This window comes from Nocardiopsis coralliicola, from assembly GCF_054779695.1.
In genome coordinates, this window is the sequence record NZ_BAAGXT010000018.1 from 25,627 (window position 1) to 39,081 (window position 13,455).

The 13,455-nt window shown below is 74.6% G+C and carries 10 protein-coding genes; 4 read left to right on the forward strand and 6 right to left on the reverse strand.

The annotated features are described in order from the left end of the window. Window positions 1-507: 507 nt before the first annotated feature. The 4 genes from ACYVGT_RS14735 to ACYVGT_RS14750 form a co-directional block, all read right to left on the reverse strand. Window positions 508-2,280 (reverse strand): acetyl/propionyl/methylcrotonyl-CoA carboxylase subunit alpha, encoded by a 1,773-nt coding sequence (locus ACYVGT_RS14735; RefSeq protein WP_460858386.1) that lies wholly within the window; start codon window positions 2,278-2,280, stop codon window positions 508-510. Window positions 2,281-2,348: 68 nt separating this feature from the next. Then, window positions 2,349-2,486, reverse strand: a complete 138-nt coding sequence (locus ACYVGT_RS14740) for a hypothetical protein (RefSeq protein WP_460858388.1) — start codon at window positions 2,484-2,486, stop codon at window positions 2,349-2,351. Continuing rightward, window positions 2,483-2,728: an acyl-CoA carboxylase epsilon subunit gene (locus ACYVGT_RS14745; protein WP_460858390.1), complete on the reverse strand. Its 246-nt coding sequence runs from the start codon at window positions 2,726-2,728 to the stop codon at window positions 2,483-2,485. Before ACYVGT_RS14745 ends, ACYVGT_RS14740 begins: the two co-directional genes overlap by 4 nt. Next, complete coding sequence (locus ACYVGT_RS14750) at window positions 2,725-4,332, reverse strand: acyl-CoA carboxylase subunit beta (protein ID WP_460858392.1); 1,608 nt, start codon at window positions 4,330-4,332, stop codon at window positions 2,725-2,727. The genes ACYVGT_RS14745 and ACYVGT_RS14750 overlap by 4 nt, the downstream gene beginning before the upstream one ends. A gap of 462 nt (window positions 4,333-4,794) precedes the next feature. Between ACYVGT_RS14750 and ACYVGT_RS14755 the strand changes: the two genes are divergently transcribed. From ACYVGT_RS14755 to ACYVGT_RS14770, 4 genes are all read left to right on the forward strand, one after another. Further along, window positions 4,795-7,404, forward strand: a complete 2,610-nt coding sequence (locus ACYVGT_RS14755) for a phosphoenolpyruvate carboxylase (protein ID WP_460858518.1) — start codon at window positions 4,795-4,797, stop codon at window positions 7,402-7,404. Window positions 7,405-7,682: 278 nt separating this feature from the next. After that, complete coding sequence (locus ACYVGT_RS14760) at window positions 7,683-8,660, forward strand: biotin--[acetyl-CoA-carboxylase] ligase (RefSeq protein WP_460858393.1); 978 nt, start codon at window positions 7,683-7,685, stop codon at window positions 8,658-8,660. 215 nt (window positions 8,661-8,875) lie between these two features. Then, window positions 8,876-9,949, forward strand: coding sequence for an adenylate/guanylate cyclase domain-containing protein (locus ACYVGT_RS14765; RefSeq protein ID WP_460858394.1), 1,074 nt, complete (start codon window positions 8,876-8,878; stop codon window positions 9,947-9,949). A 494-nt stretch (window positions 9,950-10,443) separates the two neighbouring features. Further along, on the forward strand, window positions 10,444-10,989 hold the full coding sequence (locus ACYVGT_RS14770; protein ID WP_460858398.1) for an MBL fold metallo-hydrolase: 546 nt from the start codon (window positions 10,444-10,446) through the stop codon (window positions 10,987-10,989). Window positions 10,990-11,199: 210 nt separating this feature from the next. On the opposite strand, the gene ACYVGT_RS14775 is transcribed toward ACYVGT_RS14770, so the two are convergent. Beyond that, window positions 11,200-12,486 (reverse strand): sensor histidine kinase, encoded by a 1,287-nt coding sequence (locus tag ACYVGT_RS14775; protein ID WP_460858401.1) that lies wholly within the window; start codon window positions 12,484-12,486, stop codon window positions 11,200-11,202. Window positions 12,487-12,543: 57 nt separating this feature from the next. Next, window positions 12,544-13,212: a response regulator transcription factor gene (locus ACYVGT_RS14780; RefSeq protein ID WP_460858404.1), complete on the reverse strand. Its 669-nt coding sequence runs from the start codon at window positions 13,210-13,212 to the stop codon at window positions 12,544-12,546. Window positions 13,213-13,455 lie beyond the last annotated feature (243 nt).

Sequence of the window (13,455 nt, forward strand, 5' to 3'; positions counted from 1 at the left end):
CCCCGATGCCGAGCGGCGCGGCATGATGGCCCCGCTGGATGCTGCCCGACGGCATGTGGCCATGATGTGGTCAATCGATGTATCGGGTAACGCCACGCGTTACCGCAGGTCGGCTCTGTGACTCCCGCGCATGCGGGAATGGGCCGACGCGGGCAGGGGCGTGGGGGCGATCCGCACGTGTCTCCGGCGCGGGGATAGGGCAGGCGAGGGGGTGCGCGCACCGGGGCGAGCGTGCGCCTGCGGGTTCCAGGGGCTCAAGCGCTCCGTGTGGTCCTCTGCGCCGGGATGGGGCATGGATGGCCCGGGACTGCGTTCCTCGTGGTGGAGTAGCGCCCCGCAGAGCGGGGATGGACCACCACTCCCCGTCAGGGGGCGCTGTGCTCAGGGAGGCGGATGCCGGGGCTGTGTCTGCCCGCGCCCCCAGGGGCTGGGAGGGGCCGTGCACATGCGACGGCGCCGGCCCCCCTTTTCGGGAGGCCGGCGCCGTCGGCTTTGCGCGGTGGTGCGTCAGTCCTTGATCTCGCAGACGGCGGCGCCCGCGGAGACGGTGTCGCCGGGGGAGAGGGCCAGGCCGGTGACGGTGCCGGCGCGGTGCGCGGTGAGCGGCTGCTCCATCTTCATCGCCTCGATGACGACCACGGTGTCGCCCTCGGCGACCGCGGAGCCCTCTTCGGCGACCAGCTTCACCACGGTGCCCTGCATCGGGGAGACCAGCGCGTCGCCGCTGGCCGCGGCCGTACCGGCGGCCGAGGAGCGGGAGCGCTTGCGGCCGCCCGCGGGGGCCGCGCCGGCGGTCGGCGCGGCTGCGGCGCCGAGGCCGGCCGGCAGCACCACCTCGACGCGTTTCCCGCCGACCTCCACGGTGACCGCTTCGCGGCCGCCCTCGTCCGGGGCCTGCGCCGGGACGCCCTCGTAGGGCGGCAGCTGCGTGCTCTCGGCGAACTCCGTCTCGATCCAGCGCGTGTGCACGGAGAACGGGGTGTCGCCCGCCGGCGCGAACGCCGCGTCGTCGAGCACGGCGCGGTGGAACGGGATCACCGTCGGCATCCCGCCCACCGTGAACTCGGCGAGCGCGCGGCGCGACCGCTCCAGCGCCTGGTGCCGGTCGGAGCCGGTCACGATGAGCTTGGCGACCATCGAGTCGAACGCCTGCGGGACGGTGAAGCCCTCCTCGCAGCCGGTGTCGACGCGCACACCCGGACCGCCCGGCAGCCCGAGCCGGGTGATGGTGCCCGGTGCCGGAAGGAAGCCGCGCCCCGGGTCCTCGGCGTTGATGCGGAACTCGAAGGAGTGCCCGCGCAGCACCGGGTCGGTGTAGCCCAGCTCCTCGCCGTCGGCCACCCGGAACATCTCCCGCACCAGGTCGATGCCGCTGACCTCCTCGGTCACCGGGTGCTCGACCTGCAGGCGGGTGTTGACCTCCAGGAACGACACGGTGCCGTCGGCGCCCACCAGGAACTCGCAGGTGCCGGCGCCGACGTAGCCGGCCTCGCGCAGGATCGCCTTGGACGAGGAGTACAGCAGCTCGGTCTGCTCGGCGGTGAGGAACGGCGCCGGCGCCTCCTCTACGAGCTTCTGGTGCCGCCGCTGCAGCGAGCAGTCGCGCGTCGACACGACGACCACGTTGCCGTGGGCGTCGGCGAGGCACTGCGTCTCGACGTGCCGCGGCCGGTCCAGGTAGCGCTCCACGAAGCACTCGCCCCGGCCGAACGCCGTCACGGCCTCGCGGACCGCGGACTCGTAGGCGTCGGCCACCTCCTCCAGCGAGCGGGCGACCTTCAGGCCGCGGCCGCCGCCGCCGAACGCCGCCTTGATCGCGATCGGCAGCCCGTGCTCCTCGGCGAAGGCGACGACCTCGCCGGCGCCGGAAACCGGGTCCGGGGTGCCGGCCACCAGCGGTGCACCGACCTTCTGTGCGATGTGGCGCGCCTGCACCTTGTCCCCGAGCGCGGTGATCGCCGACGGGGGCGGGCCGATCCAGGTCAGCCCGGCGTCCAGCACGGCCTGGGCGAAGTCGGCGTTCTCCGCGAGGAAGCCGTACCCGGGGTGCACGGCGTCGGCGCCGGCGCGGGCGGCCACGTCGAGGAGCTTCTCGACAGCCAGGTAGCTCTCGCCCGGCGTGGAGCCGCCGAGCGCGTACGCCTCGTCGGCGATCCGGGCGTGCAGGGCGTCGCGGTCGGGCTCGGCGTAGACGGCGACACTGCCCAGGCCGGCGTCGCGGCAGGCGCGGGCGATGCGCACCGCGATCTCGCCGCGGTTGGCGATCAGTACTTTCCGCACGGTGGGTCGATTCCTCCTGGATGGCGGCGACCGGACGTACCGCCTGTCGTGAGCAGTCTAGATTCTGCCTATTCGGTGGTGGCCTGCAGCGAGGCGGCCACCTGCGCCGGCGGGGCGGCACGCGCGGCGCGGTCGGGGGAGGGGGTGCGGGCGGGGTGCGCCGCCGGCAGCGCCGCCGGCGCGGCCGCTGCTGCCGGGACGGTCATTGGGGGTGCATGCTGCGGCGCCAGGCGCCGGGGCCGGGCCGCACCTGCGGTCCGGGCCGGGCCGAGTCCCGCCACGCCGACCGGGGCCGCGCGGCGGAACCGCGGGCGGCCGCCGCCTGCGCTGCGGCGGCGCGGGCGGAGACCACCGCGACCAGCGCCGCGAGCTCTTCCGCGGACGGTGCGCCGCGCACGATCCTCAGCACCGGCGCGCCCTCGCCGACTGTGCTGTCCGCGCCGCTCACAGCGGGATGTTCCCGTGCTTCTTGGGCGGGAGCTGCTTGCGCTTGGTGCGCAGCGCCCGCAGCGCCTTGACCACCGACAGCCGCGTCTCCGAGGGCAGGATGACGCCGTCGACGTAGCCCCGTTCGGCGGCCGTATACGGGTTGAGCAGCGCGTCCTCGTACTCCTCGACGAGCCGCGCCCGCTCGCCCTCCACGTCCTCGGCGGCGGCCAGCGTGCGCCGGTGCAGGATGTTCACCGCGCCCTGGGCGCCCATCACCGCGATCTGCGCGGTGGGCCAGGCCAGGTTGACGTCGGCGCCCAGGTGCTTGGAGCCCATCACGTCGTAGGCTCCGCCGAACGCCTTGCGGGTGATGACGGTGACCAGCGGGACCGTCGCTTCGGCGTAGGCGAAGATCAGCTTCGCGCCGCGCCGGATGATGCCGTTGAACTCCTGGTCGGTGCCGGGCAGGAAGCCCGGGACGTCCACGAACGTCAGCACCGGCACGTTGAACGCGTCGCAGGTGCGCACGAACCGGGCGGCCTTCTCCGAGGCGTCGATGTCGAGGCAGCCGGCGAAGTTCATCGGCTGGTTGGCGACCACGCCGACGCTGCGGCCCTCCACCCGGCCGTAGCCGACCACGATGTTGGCGGCGAAGTGCTCCTGGACCTCCAGGAACTCGCCCTCGTCCAGTACGTGCTCGATCACCCGGCGGATGTCGTAGGGCTGGTTGGCGGAGTCCGGGATGAACGTGTCGAGCTCGGCGTCCTCGTCGCTCACCTCGAGTGCGTCCGGCTCCGCCGGGGCGGCCGGCGCGTCGTCCAGGTTGTTCGACGGCAGGTAGGAGAGGAGCTCGCGGACGTAGTCGATGGCGTCCTGCTCGTCGGCGCCCATGTAGTGCGCGACGCCGGAGCGGGTGGTGTGCGTGCGCGCGCCGCCCAGGTCCTCCATGGTGACGTCCTCGCCGGTGACGGTCTTGATGACGTCGGGGCCGGTGATGAACATCTGCGAGGTGCCGTCGACCATGACCGTGAAGTCGGTCAGCGCCGGCGAGTAGACGTGTCCGCCGGCGGTCGCGCCCATGATCAGCGAGATCTGCGGGACCACGCCGGAGGCGTGGGTGTTCCGCTTGAAGATCTCGGCGTACAGGCCGAGCGCCGCCACGCCTTCCTGGATGCGTGCGCCGCCGCCCTCGTTGATCCCGACGACCGGGCAGCCGTTGGTGAGGGCGTGGTCCATGACCTTGACGATCTTCTCGCCGTACACCTCGCCCAGGGAGCCGCCGAACACGGTGACGTCCTGGCTGAACACGGCGACCGGCCGGCCGTCCACGGTGCCGTGGCCGGTGACGACGCCGTCGCCGTAGGGGCGGTTGGCGTCGAGGCCGAAGTCGGTGGAGCGGTGCCGGGCGAGGGCGTCGAACTCGGTGAACGAGCCCGGGTCGAGCAGGGCGTCGATGCGCTCACGCGCCGTCATCTTGCCCTTGGCGTGCTGCTTCTCGACGGCGCGGGCCGAGCCGGCGTGCACCGCTTCGTGGCGGCGCCGCTGCAGGTCGGCAAGCTTGCCCGCCGTGGTGTGGATGTCGATGTCCTCCGCGGGCAGCGGTTCTGGGGCTTCGGTGGCCATGAAAAGCCAGGGTAGACGCCCCGGCGGGCGGATGCGCGGACCGGGTCCCGGTAACCGGGACGCGCACCGTGCACGGCTCCGCCGCGGCTGGGCCGCGCGGACCCTCCCGGTCGGGCGGTGCGGCACAGGGGGCCGGAAAGGGAGACGGAGAACACGCGCGGCCCGCCCCCGTTCGGAGCCGGGCCGGGCGGACAGGGCGGTCGGCCCGGCGCGCTGCGGGACGCCGGAGGTGGGGAACCGCCGCTGTGCGGGAAGGGACGACAGGGGCGGCCCTGTTCCCAGCCGCCGCCCCGCCGCAGCGGTGCCCCGGAGGCGCCGCTGGGCCCATGCCGCCGCCGGAATGGTCCAGACCATTCCGCTAGGCTCGCCGACCTACCGGGCACTGCCCGGAGCTGGACCGACCCACGCGAGGAGACCCGGATGGTGGACGAGGCGACCGAGCGGGACAGCGCCCGGCAGGAGATGCCGGAGCTGCTCCGCAGCGACATCCGCCTGCTCGGCGGCACCCTGGGCGAGGTGCTCGCCGAGAGCGGCGGGGAAGACCTGCTGGCCGACGTGGAGCGGCTGCGCACCGGGGTGATCGGCACCCGCAGCGGCACCACCGACCCGGCCGAGGTGACGGCGCTGGTCGAATCCTGGCCGCTGGAGCGCGCCAAGCAGGTGGCGCGGGCCTTCACCGTCTACTTCCACCTCGCCAACCTCGCCGAGGAGCACCAGCGGATGCGGGCGCTGCGCGAGCGCGACGACGCCGTGCATCCGCCGCGCGAGTCGCTCGCCGCGGCCGTCGAGGCGGTGCGCGAGGACGCCGGCGAGGAGGGGCTCGCCGAGCGCATCGGCGGCATGCTCTTCCACCCGGTGCTGACCGCGCACCCCACCGAGGCGCGCCGCCGCGCCGTCTCCACCGCGATCCTGCGCATCGGCGCGGAGCTGGAGCGGCTGCACGCGGCCCACCCCGACTCCACCGCCGAGCGGGAGGCGCGCCGCCGGCTCACCGAAGAGGTCGACCTGCTCTGGCGCACCTCGCAGCTGCGCTACACCCGGCTCGACCCGCTCGACGAGGTCCGCACCGCGATGGCCGCGTTCGACGACACGATCTTCCAGGTGGTGCCGGAGATCTACCGGTCGCTGGACGACGCGCTCGCCCCCGGCTCCGGCGCGCGCCGGCCGCTGGCCCGCCCCTTCGTGCGCTACGGCAGCTGGATCGGCGGCGACCGGGACGGGAACCCGTTCGTCACCCACGAGGTGACGCGCGAGGCGATCGTGGTGCAGTCCGAGCACGTACTGCGCGCCCTGGAGAACGCGGCCGGCCGGGTCGCCCGCAACCTCACCGTCTACTCCACCCTCACTCCCGCCAGCGAGGACCTGCGCGACACCCTGGCCGCCGCGCAGGCCGGCTACCCCGCAACGATGGCCGAGATCGCGAAGCGCTCCCCGAACGAGCCGCACCGCCAGCTGCTGCTGTTCGCCGCCGCGCGGCTGCGCGCCACCCGCGAGCGCAACGCCGACCTCGCCTACCCGGGCCCCGAGGCGCTGCTGCGGGACCTGCGGAGCGTGCAGGACTCGCTGGAGGCGGCCGGCGCCCGCAGGCAGGCGTTCGGCGAGCTCCAGCACCTCATCTGGCAGGCCGAGACGTTCGGCTTCCACCTCGCCGAGCTGGAGGTCCGCCAGCACAGCGGGGTGCACGCCCGCGCGCTGGAGGAGGTGCGCTCCGGCGGCGCGCTGTCCGAGGCAACCGAAGAGGTGCTGGCCACCCTGCGGGTCATCGCCTGGATCCAGGAGCGGTTCGGCGTCGACGCCTGCCGCCGCTACATCGTCAGCTTCACCCGCTCGGCCGCCGACGTCGCCGCCGTCTACGAGCTGGCCGCGCACGCACTGCCGGCCGGCAGTGCGCCGGTGCTGGACGTCATCCCGCTGTTCGAGACCGGCGCCGACCTCGACGCCTCGCCCGACGTGCTGGACGGCATGCTGGAACTGCCCGACGTCCGCCGGCGCAGGGAGGAGACCGGCGGCGCGCTGGAAGTCATGCTCGGCTACAGCGACTCCGCGAAGGACGTCGGGCCGGTCAGCGCCACGCTGCGCCTCTACGACGTGCAGGGGCGACTCGCCGAATGGGCCGAGCGCAACGGCGTCCGGCTCACCCTGTTCCACGGCCGCGGCGGCTCGCTGGGCCGCGGCGGCGGGCCGGCCTCGCGGGCGCTGCTCGCCCAGGCGCCCGGATCGGTCGCCGACCGGTTCAAGGTCACCGAGCAGGGCGAGGTCATCTTCGCCCGGTACGGCCAGCGCGCCATCGCGCACCGCCACGTCGAGCAGGTGGGCCACGCCGTCCTGCTCGCGTCGACGCACGGGGTGCAGGACCGGGCCGAGCGCGCCTCGGAGCGGTTCCGCGGCGTCGCCGACCGGATCGCGGCCGCGGCCAACGACGCCTACCGCGCCCTGGTCGACGACCCCGGCTTCGCCGAGTGGTTCTCCCAGGTGAGCCCGCTGGAAGAGCTCGGCGAGCTGCGCCTGGGGTCGCGGCCCTCGCGCCGCTCGGCGGCCACGGGCCTGGACGACCTGCGCGCCATCCCGTGGGTGTTCGCCTGGACCCAGACCCGGGTCAACCTGCCCGGCTGGTACGGCCTCGGCACCGGGCTGGCCGCGGTCGCCGGCGCCGACGGCGGCATGGCCGACCTGCGCGCCGCCTACGCCGAATGGCCGCTGTTCGCATCGCTGCTCGACAACGCCGAGATGAGCCTGGCCAAGACCGACCGCGCCATCGCCGAGCGCTACCTGGAGCTCGGTGACCGCCCCGACCTCACCGCGCGCGTCCTGGACGAGTACGACCGCACCCGGGACCTCGTCCTCGGCGCGACCGGCCACACCCGCCTGCTGGAGAACCGCCGGGTCCTGTCCCGCGCCGTCGACCTGCGCAACCCCTACGTGGATGCGCTGTCCCACCTCCAGCTGCGCGCCCTCAAGGCCCTCCGCGGCCCCGAGGCCGGCACGCTCTCCGACGAGGACCAGCGCCACCTGGAGCGGCTCCTGCTGCTGTCGGTCAACGGTGTCGCCGCCGGCCTGCAGAACACCGGCTGAGCGGCGGCGGCCGGCGGTGGAGCGGTTGCCCGGGTCCTGCCCGGGTCCTGCCGCGAGCCTCCGGGCGGCCCTGCGGCGGCCGCCCGGAGGCCCGGCAAGGCGCCGGAGGCTGGGGCGGCCGGGCGGAGCGGCCGCAGCCGGGTACCGCGCCTTCCGCGGAGCAGCCGTTGGCGCGGTCGGCGCCACCGCCCGCGCCGGCGGTTCCCGGCGGCGTGCCCTGCGTCCCGCCCGGTGGAAGGGGCCGCCGCGGAGTGCGGGCGGGCGGTATACATGAAGTGATGACCCCGGAACCGCAGCCCGCGCCCAGTGGCGCCCGCCGGCCGGCCGCCGCGTCCGCGGACGCGGCCGGCGGCTCCGCGGCGGTTCCCCCGACCGGTTCTGCGGAGTCCGAGGCGCTGCGGGCCGAGGGCCTGGCACCGCTCGATGCGGACGCGCTCCGCGCCGCGCTGGTGCGGCCCGCCGGGCCGTGGGAGTGGCTGGAGGTGCTGCCCGAGGTGGGCTCCACCAACACCGAACTGGCCCGCCGCGCCCGGGAGGGCGCCGCCATCGGGGGAGTCCTCGCCACCGAGCACCAGTCGGCCGGCCGCGGCCGGCTCGACCGGACCTTCACCACGCCGCCCGGCGCTGCGCTCACCGTGTCCCTGCTGCTGCGCCCGCAGGTCCCCGCCGACCGGCTCGGATGGCTGCCGCTGCTGATGGGCGTCGCCGCCGTTCGCGCCGCAGCGGAGGCGGGCGTGGCGGCCGCGCTCAAGTGGCCCAACGACGTCCTGGCGGGGCACGGAAAGCTCGCCGGCATCCTCGCCGAGGTCGTCCCGCTGCCGGACGGTGCCGCCGGCCCTGCGGGGCCGGCCGTCGTCCTCGGCATCGGGATGAACGTGGCCCAGCGCGCCGGCGAACTTCCGGTGAACACTGCCGCGTCGCTGCTGAGCGAGGGCGCCGTCCGCACGTCGCGGATGCGGCTCCTCACCGGGCTGCTCGCCGAGTTCGACGCGCTCTACGGGCGGTGGACCGGAGCGGGCGGCGACGCGGAGCGCAGCGGTCTGGCCGCCGCCTACCGGGACCGCTGCGACACGCTCGGCCGCGCTGTCCGGGCCCGGCTGCCCGGCGGCCGCACCCTGGAGGGCACCGCCGGCGGGATCGACGGGGAGGGGCGGCTCTCCGTCACCGCGCCCGGCGGCAGCACCACCCCGCTGAGCGCGGCCGACATCGTCCATCTGCGCCGCCGCGAGCAGGAACTGCCCGGGGGAACCGGATGATCCGGGCACGGAGCCACACCCCCTCCCGGCGGGTGCGGCGGCACCGGCGCCGTGCCCGCAGCGCCGCAGCGGCGGGGACTGAGGGGAGCTGCGATCTTGACGGAGCGTATTCCCACCCGCTAAACCGGCAGTGATGAATGTGTGATCGGGTCACATTCGGTCCGTTATCCGGTCGTCCGTCCGCGGCCGGCCGCCATCCTTAGACGAGAGAACGTATGCCCGCGCGTCCCGACCCCGAGCAGATCGAAGCCGCCCTGTTGGGCGGGGAGGCGCGCTACACGCGCGCCGAAGCCGTGCAGAAATCGGGGGCCGGCGTCGAATTCGCCGACCGCGTGTGGCGCGCCCTGGGCTTCGCCACCCGCAGCCAGGACGCGGCGGCGTTCACCGAGAGCGACGTCGCGGCCCTCGCGACCGCCCAGCACCTGCTGACCGAAGGCATCCTCGACGAGGACGCCGCCATCCGCCTCGCCCGCGCCATGGGCCAGACCATGGCCCGGCTCGCCGAATGGCAGGTCAGCATCCTGTCCACGGTGGCGTTCGCGCGGTCCGGCGAGGACGGCGACGCGGCGGACGGCTCCGCGGCCGGCAGCGACGCGGAGGGGGCCGGCAGCGGCGGCGCGGAGGCCGGACTGGACGCGCTGGGCCCGCTGGTCGCGCTCACCAACGACCTGCTGCCCGACGTCGAGAAGCTCCTCGTGCACATCTGGCGCCGCCAGCTGGCTGCGGCCTCCGCCCGCCGGATGGCCTTCATGGACTCCAGCGACGACGCGGCGCCCACGTACTTCCCGCTGGCGGTCGGCTTCGCCGACCTGGTCTCCTTCACCACGCTCAGCCGCGAGCTCGACGAGGGCGAGCTGGCCGAGGTGGTGGAGGCGTTCGAGGCCACCGCGACCGACATCGTCTCCTCCGGCGGCGGCCGGGTCATCAAGACCCTGGGCGACGAGATCTTCTACGTCGCCAACACCCCGCGGCAGGCGGCCGAGATCGCGCTCCGGCTGGCCGACGGCGTGGAGACCCACATCGAGGTGCCCGACGTGCGGGTCGGGGTGGCCTACGGGCCGATTCTCGCGCTGCTCGGCGACATCTACGGCACCACCGTCAACCGGGCCAGCCGGCTCACCTCGTTCGCCCGCCCCGGCACCGTGCTCGTGGACGACGACATGGCGCGCGAGCTGGCCGGCGAGAACGCCCTGCAGGTGGCCGCCGTCCGCCCGCGCCACGCGCACGGCCTGGGCCGCCTCCAGCCGCACGCGCTGCGCCGCGCCTACGAGCCGCTGGGCCGCCCCTAGGGCGCGTCGGGCGAGCACCTGTCCTGCTGCTTATCGCCCCGGCACGCCCCTCGCTGCGTTCTCCTTAGTCGACAGGGAAAACCTGCCCTGACTCCTTCGTCGGCCTTGCGGCGGGTGCACCTCCGACACCGCTCGCGACGAACGCCATCCGCCCACCACGCCCTGGGGCGTGCCGGGCGGGCAGCTGTCCTGCTGCTTATCGCCCCGGCACGCCCCGCGCGGCGTTCCCCTCAGTCGGGGAGCCGAGGAGGAAGAGCGGGCGCGTCCCGACTCCCTCCTCGGCCGCGCGCCGGGTGCCCCCGGCGCGCCGCTCGCGGCAGACGCCACCCGCCACAGGTGCCCGGGCGCCCGTGTGAGGCACCGTTCCCGGACGCGCCGCCGCGCCCGCGCGCTCCGGCGCGGGCCGCGGGGGATACTGCGGAGACGCCGCAGCGGGCGGGGGTGAGACGCCGCCGCTGCCGGGCATGCTGCAGGCACGACACGAAGGAGGCGCGATGGCCGAGACGGCTCGGGCGTGGATCGTCGGCGGGGAGACGGCGGCGATCGTCGTCGACCCCGGTGCGGACCACGAGCAGATCGCCCGCGACCTGGGCGACCGCGAACTCATGGCGATCGTGTGCACGCACGCGCACGAGGCGCACGCCGGTGCTGCGGTCGCTCTCGCCGACCTGTGCGACGCTCCGATCCTGCTGCACCCCGCCGACGCGGCGCTGTGGAGTGCGCTGTTCCCGGAGCGCGAGCCCGACGGGCCGCTGCTCCAGGGCGAGCGGCTGGAGGCGGGCGGCATCGAGCTGGAGGTCCTGCACACTCCGGGGCACACGCCCGGCTCGGTCTGCCTGTCGGTGCCCGCGCAGGCCGCCGTCTACACCGGCGACACGCTGCTGCGCGGCCGCGCGGAGGCGGAGGAGTCGGAAGGGCTGCGGGCCCTGGCCGCGCTGCCGTCGCAGACCGCGGTGCGCCCGGGGCACGGCCCGGAGACGACCATCGGAGACGAGGCCGCGGCACTCGCCGCCGCGGAGCCGGTCGCCCCGGCCCGCTGACGGCCGGCCGGCTGACGGCCGGCCGCGGGGGAGCGGGCGCCTCCGGCGGCCGGGCGCCGGACACGGGTGCTCCCGGTTCCGGCGGCCGTGCTCGGAGCGGCCGGACCGGGCATCGGGAGGTCTGCCGAGCGCGGCGCGCTCAGGGCGCCTCCGCCGGCGGGGCGGGCGCCGAGCGGTCGCCTCGGGACGGACCGCTCAGCCCGGACCTGCTCAGACCGGCCCGCTCACCTTGCCGAGGGCTTCCCCGCCGACCGGCAGGAACACCGCGAACACGGTGGGGCGGGGCTGCACCAGCTCCACCCGGGCCCCCTGCGACTCGGCGATGTGCCGGGCGAGGGACAGGCCGAGGCCGGTGCCGTCGGAACCGCTCACCTCTCGATCGAAGATGCGGCCCACCAGGTGGTCGGGGACGCCGGTGCCCTCGTCGCTCACCTCGATCCGGACCGAGCCGCCGCCGTCGGCGACGCTGATGCGCACCGTGCCGTCGCCGTGCGCCGAGGCGTTCTCCACCAGCACCGCGAGGATCTGCACCAGGTCGGTCGGGACTGTCATCGCGGTCAGGCCTTTGGCCCCGGTCAGGGTGAGGGCGCGGCCGCGCTGCTCGAACATGGGCGCCCAGTCCTCGACGAACCGCTCCAGGATCCGGTCCACCTGGACCTGCTCCACCTCGGGGTTCTGGCTCTTTCGGGCTCGGCCCAGCAGGCTCTCCACCGTCTTGGCGAGCCGCTCGGCCTGGTCGAGCGCCGCCTCGCCCTCGGTGCGCACCACCTCGGGGTCGCCGGACTCGGCGACGATCTCCTCCAGCCGCATGGTCAGCGCGGTGAGCGGGGTGCGCAGCTGGTGCGAGGCGTCGGTGGCGAAGTGCCGCTCGGTGGCGATCAGGCCCGCGATGCGCTCCGCGCTCCGGTCGAGCACCTCGGCGACCCGGTCGGCCTCCGGGATGCCGTACCGGTGCCCCCACGGGGTGGCGACGCCCGAGCCGAGCCGCTCGGCCGTCGCGGCGAGGTCCACCAGCGGGAGGGTGAGGCGGCGCGCCTGCAGGATGGCGAGCACCACGGCCACGCCGACGGCCAGCAGGGAGAGCGAGGCGATGCCGAGCCAGGCGTTCAGCACGCCCTCCCGGACCTCCGCCGAACTGCGCCAGACCTGCACGTGCGCGCCGTCGGGGGAGTCGGCCTCCGCCCGCACCGCCGGCCGGGGCTCGTCGGCGTCGGGGTCGTAGTCCCAGCCGCCGACGCGGACCGGCTGGTCCGCGTCCGGCGGGGTGATCTCGATCAGCCGGCCCGGATAGCGGTCCGCGAACCACTCCGGGCTCACCGAGCCGGACCGGTTGAACTGGTCGTCTGCCTCCGCGGCGATGACCTCGGCCTCGTCGGTCAGCGACCGCTCGGCCTCGTCATAGGCGTTCCCGTACACCAGCGCGCCCAGGGGCAGCCCGAGCAGCAGGACCGCGATCACGGTCACGACCAGCGTCGAGAACAGCATCCTCCTGCGCATTGCACCCCTCGTAGCGGCAGCCCCGCGCCGTGCGGCACGGGGCCGGCGCGGACGGGGTCAGTCGCGTTCGAACCGGAACCCCACGCCGCGCACGGTCGTGATGTAGGAGGGCTGGTTGGCGTCGTCGCCCAGCTTGCGGCGCAGCCAGGAGATGTGCATGTCCAGGGTCTTCGTCGACCCCCACCAGTTGGTGTCCCAGACCTCCCGCATGATCTGCTCGCGGGTGACCACCTTGCCGGCGTCGCGCACCAGCACCCGGAGCAGGTCGAACTCCTTCGTCGTGAGCTGGAGCTCCCGGTCGCCCAGCCAGGCCCGCCGCGAGTCGTTGTCGATCCGCACCCCGTGCACGACCGGCACCTCGCCGCCCCCGCGGCGCAGCAGTGCCCGCACCCGGGCCAGCAGCTCCGCGAGTCGGAACGGTTTTGTCACATAGTCGTCGGCGCCGGCGTCGAGGCCGACGACGGTGTCGACCTCGTCCGCGCGCGCCGTGAGGATCAGAATGGGGGTGATGTGCCCTTCGGCGCGCAGTCGGCGGGCCACCTCCAAACCGTCCATTTCCGGCAGTCCGAGGTCGAGGACCATCAAGTCGATGTCTCCGGCGCGCGCCCGGTCGATGGTGTCGGTGCCGTTGACGGTCACGTCCACCGTATATCCCTCGCGACGCAGGGCGCGCGCGAGCGGCTCGTAGATCGAGGCGTCGTCTTCGGCCAGCAAAACGCAGGTCATGCAGTTGATCGTAAATCCCGGAGGGAGGTTTTCCCTATTATGCGCGCCGCGGCGGGGCGGGTCGTGACGAATTGGTGCGGGGATGAATGCGACATTATTCAAAGATCGCCGCGAGTCGCCACTGTTTTTGCCGGGAATTGGCAATCGTTTTGCTGCTGGGAAAGGAAGCCCGGGAACCTCGGGCCCGGAGGCAACCGACACACCCCGGGAATTCCCGGCGAACCGGTGTGCGGCGGACGGCGG

Excerpts from the sequence above, each read along its gene's own strand:
- ACYVGT_RS14765 (WP_460858394.1), top strand. The coding sequence starts at position 8,876 with ATGCCCGCGCGTCCCGACCCCGAGCAGATCGAAGCCGCCCTGTTGGGC.
- ACYVGT_RS14760 (WP_460858393.1), top strand. The coding sequence starts at position 7,683 with ATGACCCCGGAACCGCAGCCCGCGCCCAGTGGCGCCCGCCGGCCGGCC.
- ACYVGT_RS14755 (WP_460858518.1), top strand. The coding sequence starts at position 4,795 with ATGCCGGAGCTGCTCCGCAGCGACATCCGCCTGCTCGGCGGCACCCTG.
- ACYVGT_RS14780 (WP_460858404.1), bottom strand. The coding sequence starts at position 13,212 with ATGACCTGCGTTTTGCTGGCCGAAGACGACGCCTCGATCTACGAGCCG.
- ACYVGT_RS14770 (WP_460858398.1), top strand. The coding sequence starts at position 10,444 with ATGGCCGAGACGGCTCGGGCGTGGATCGTCGGCGGGGAGACGGCGGCG.
- ACYVGT_RS14750 (WP_460858392.1), bottom strand. The coding sequence starts at position 4,332 with ATGGCCACCGAAGCCCCAGAACCGCTGCCCGCGGAGGACATCGACATC.
- ACYVGT_RS14740 (WP_460858388.1), bottom strand. The coding sequence starts at position 2,486 with ATGACCGTCCCGGCAGCAGCGGCCGCGCCGGCGGCGCTGCCGGCGGCG.
- ACYVGT_RS14775 (WP_460858401.1), bottom strand. The coding sequence starts at position 12,486 with ATGCGCAGGAGGATGCTGTTCTCGACGCTGGTCGTGACCGTGATCGCG.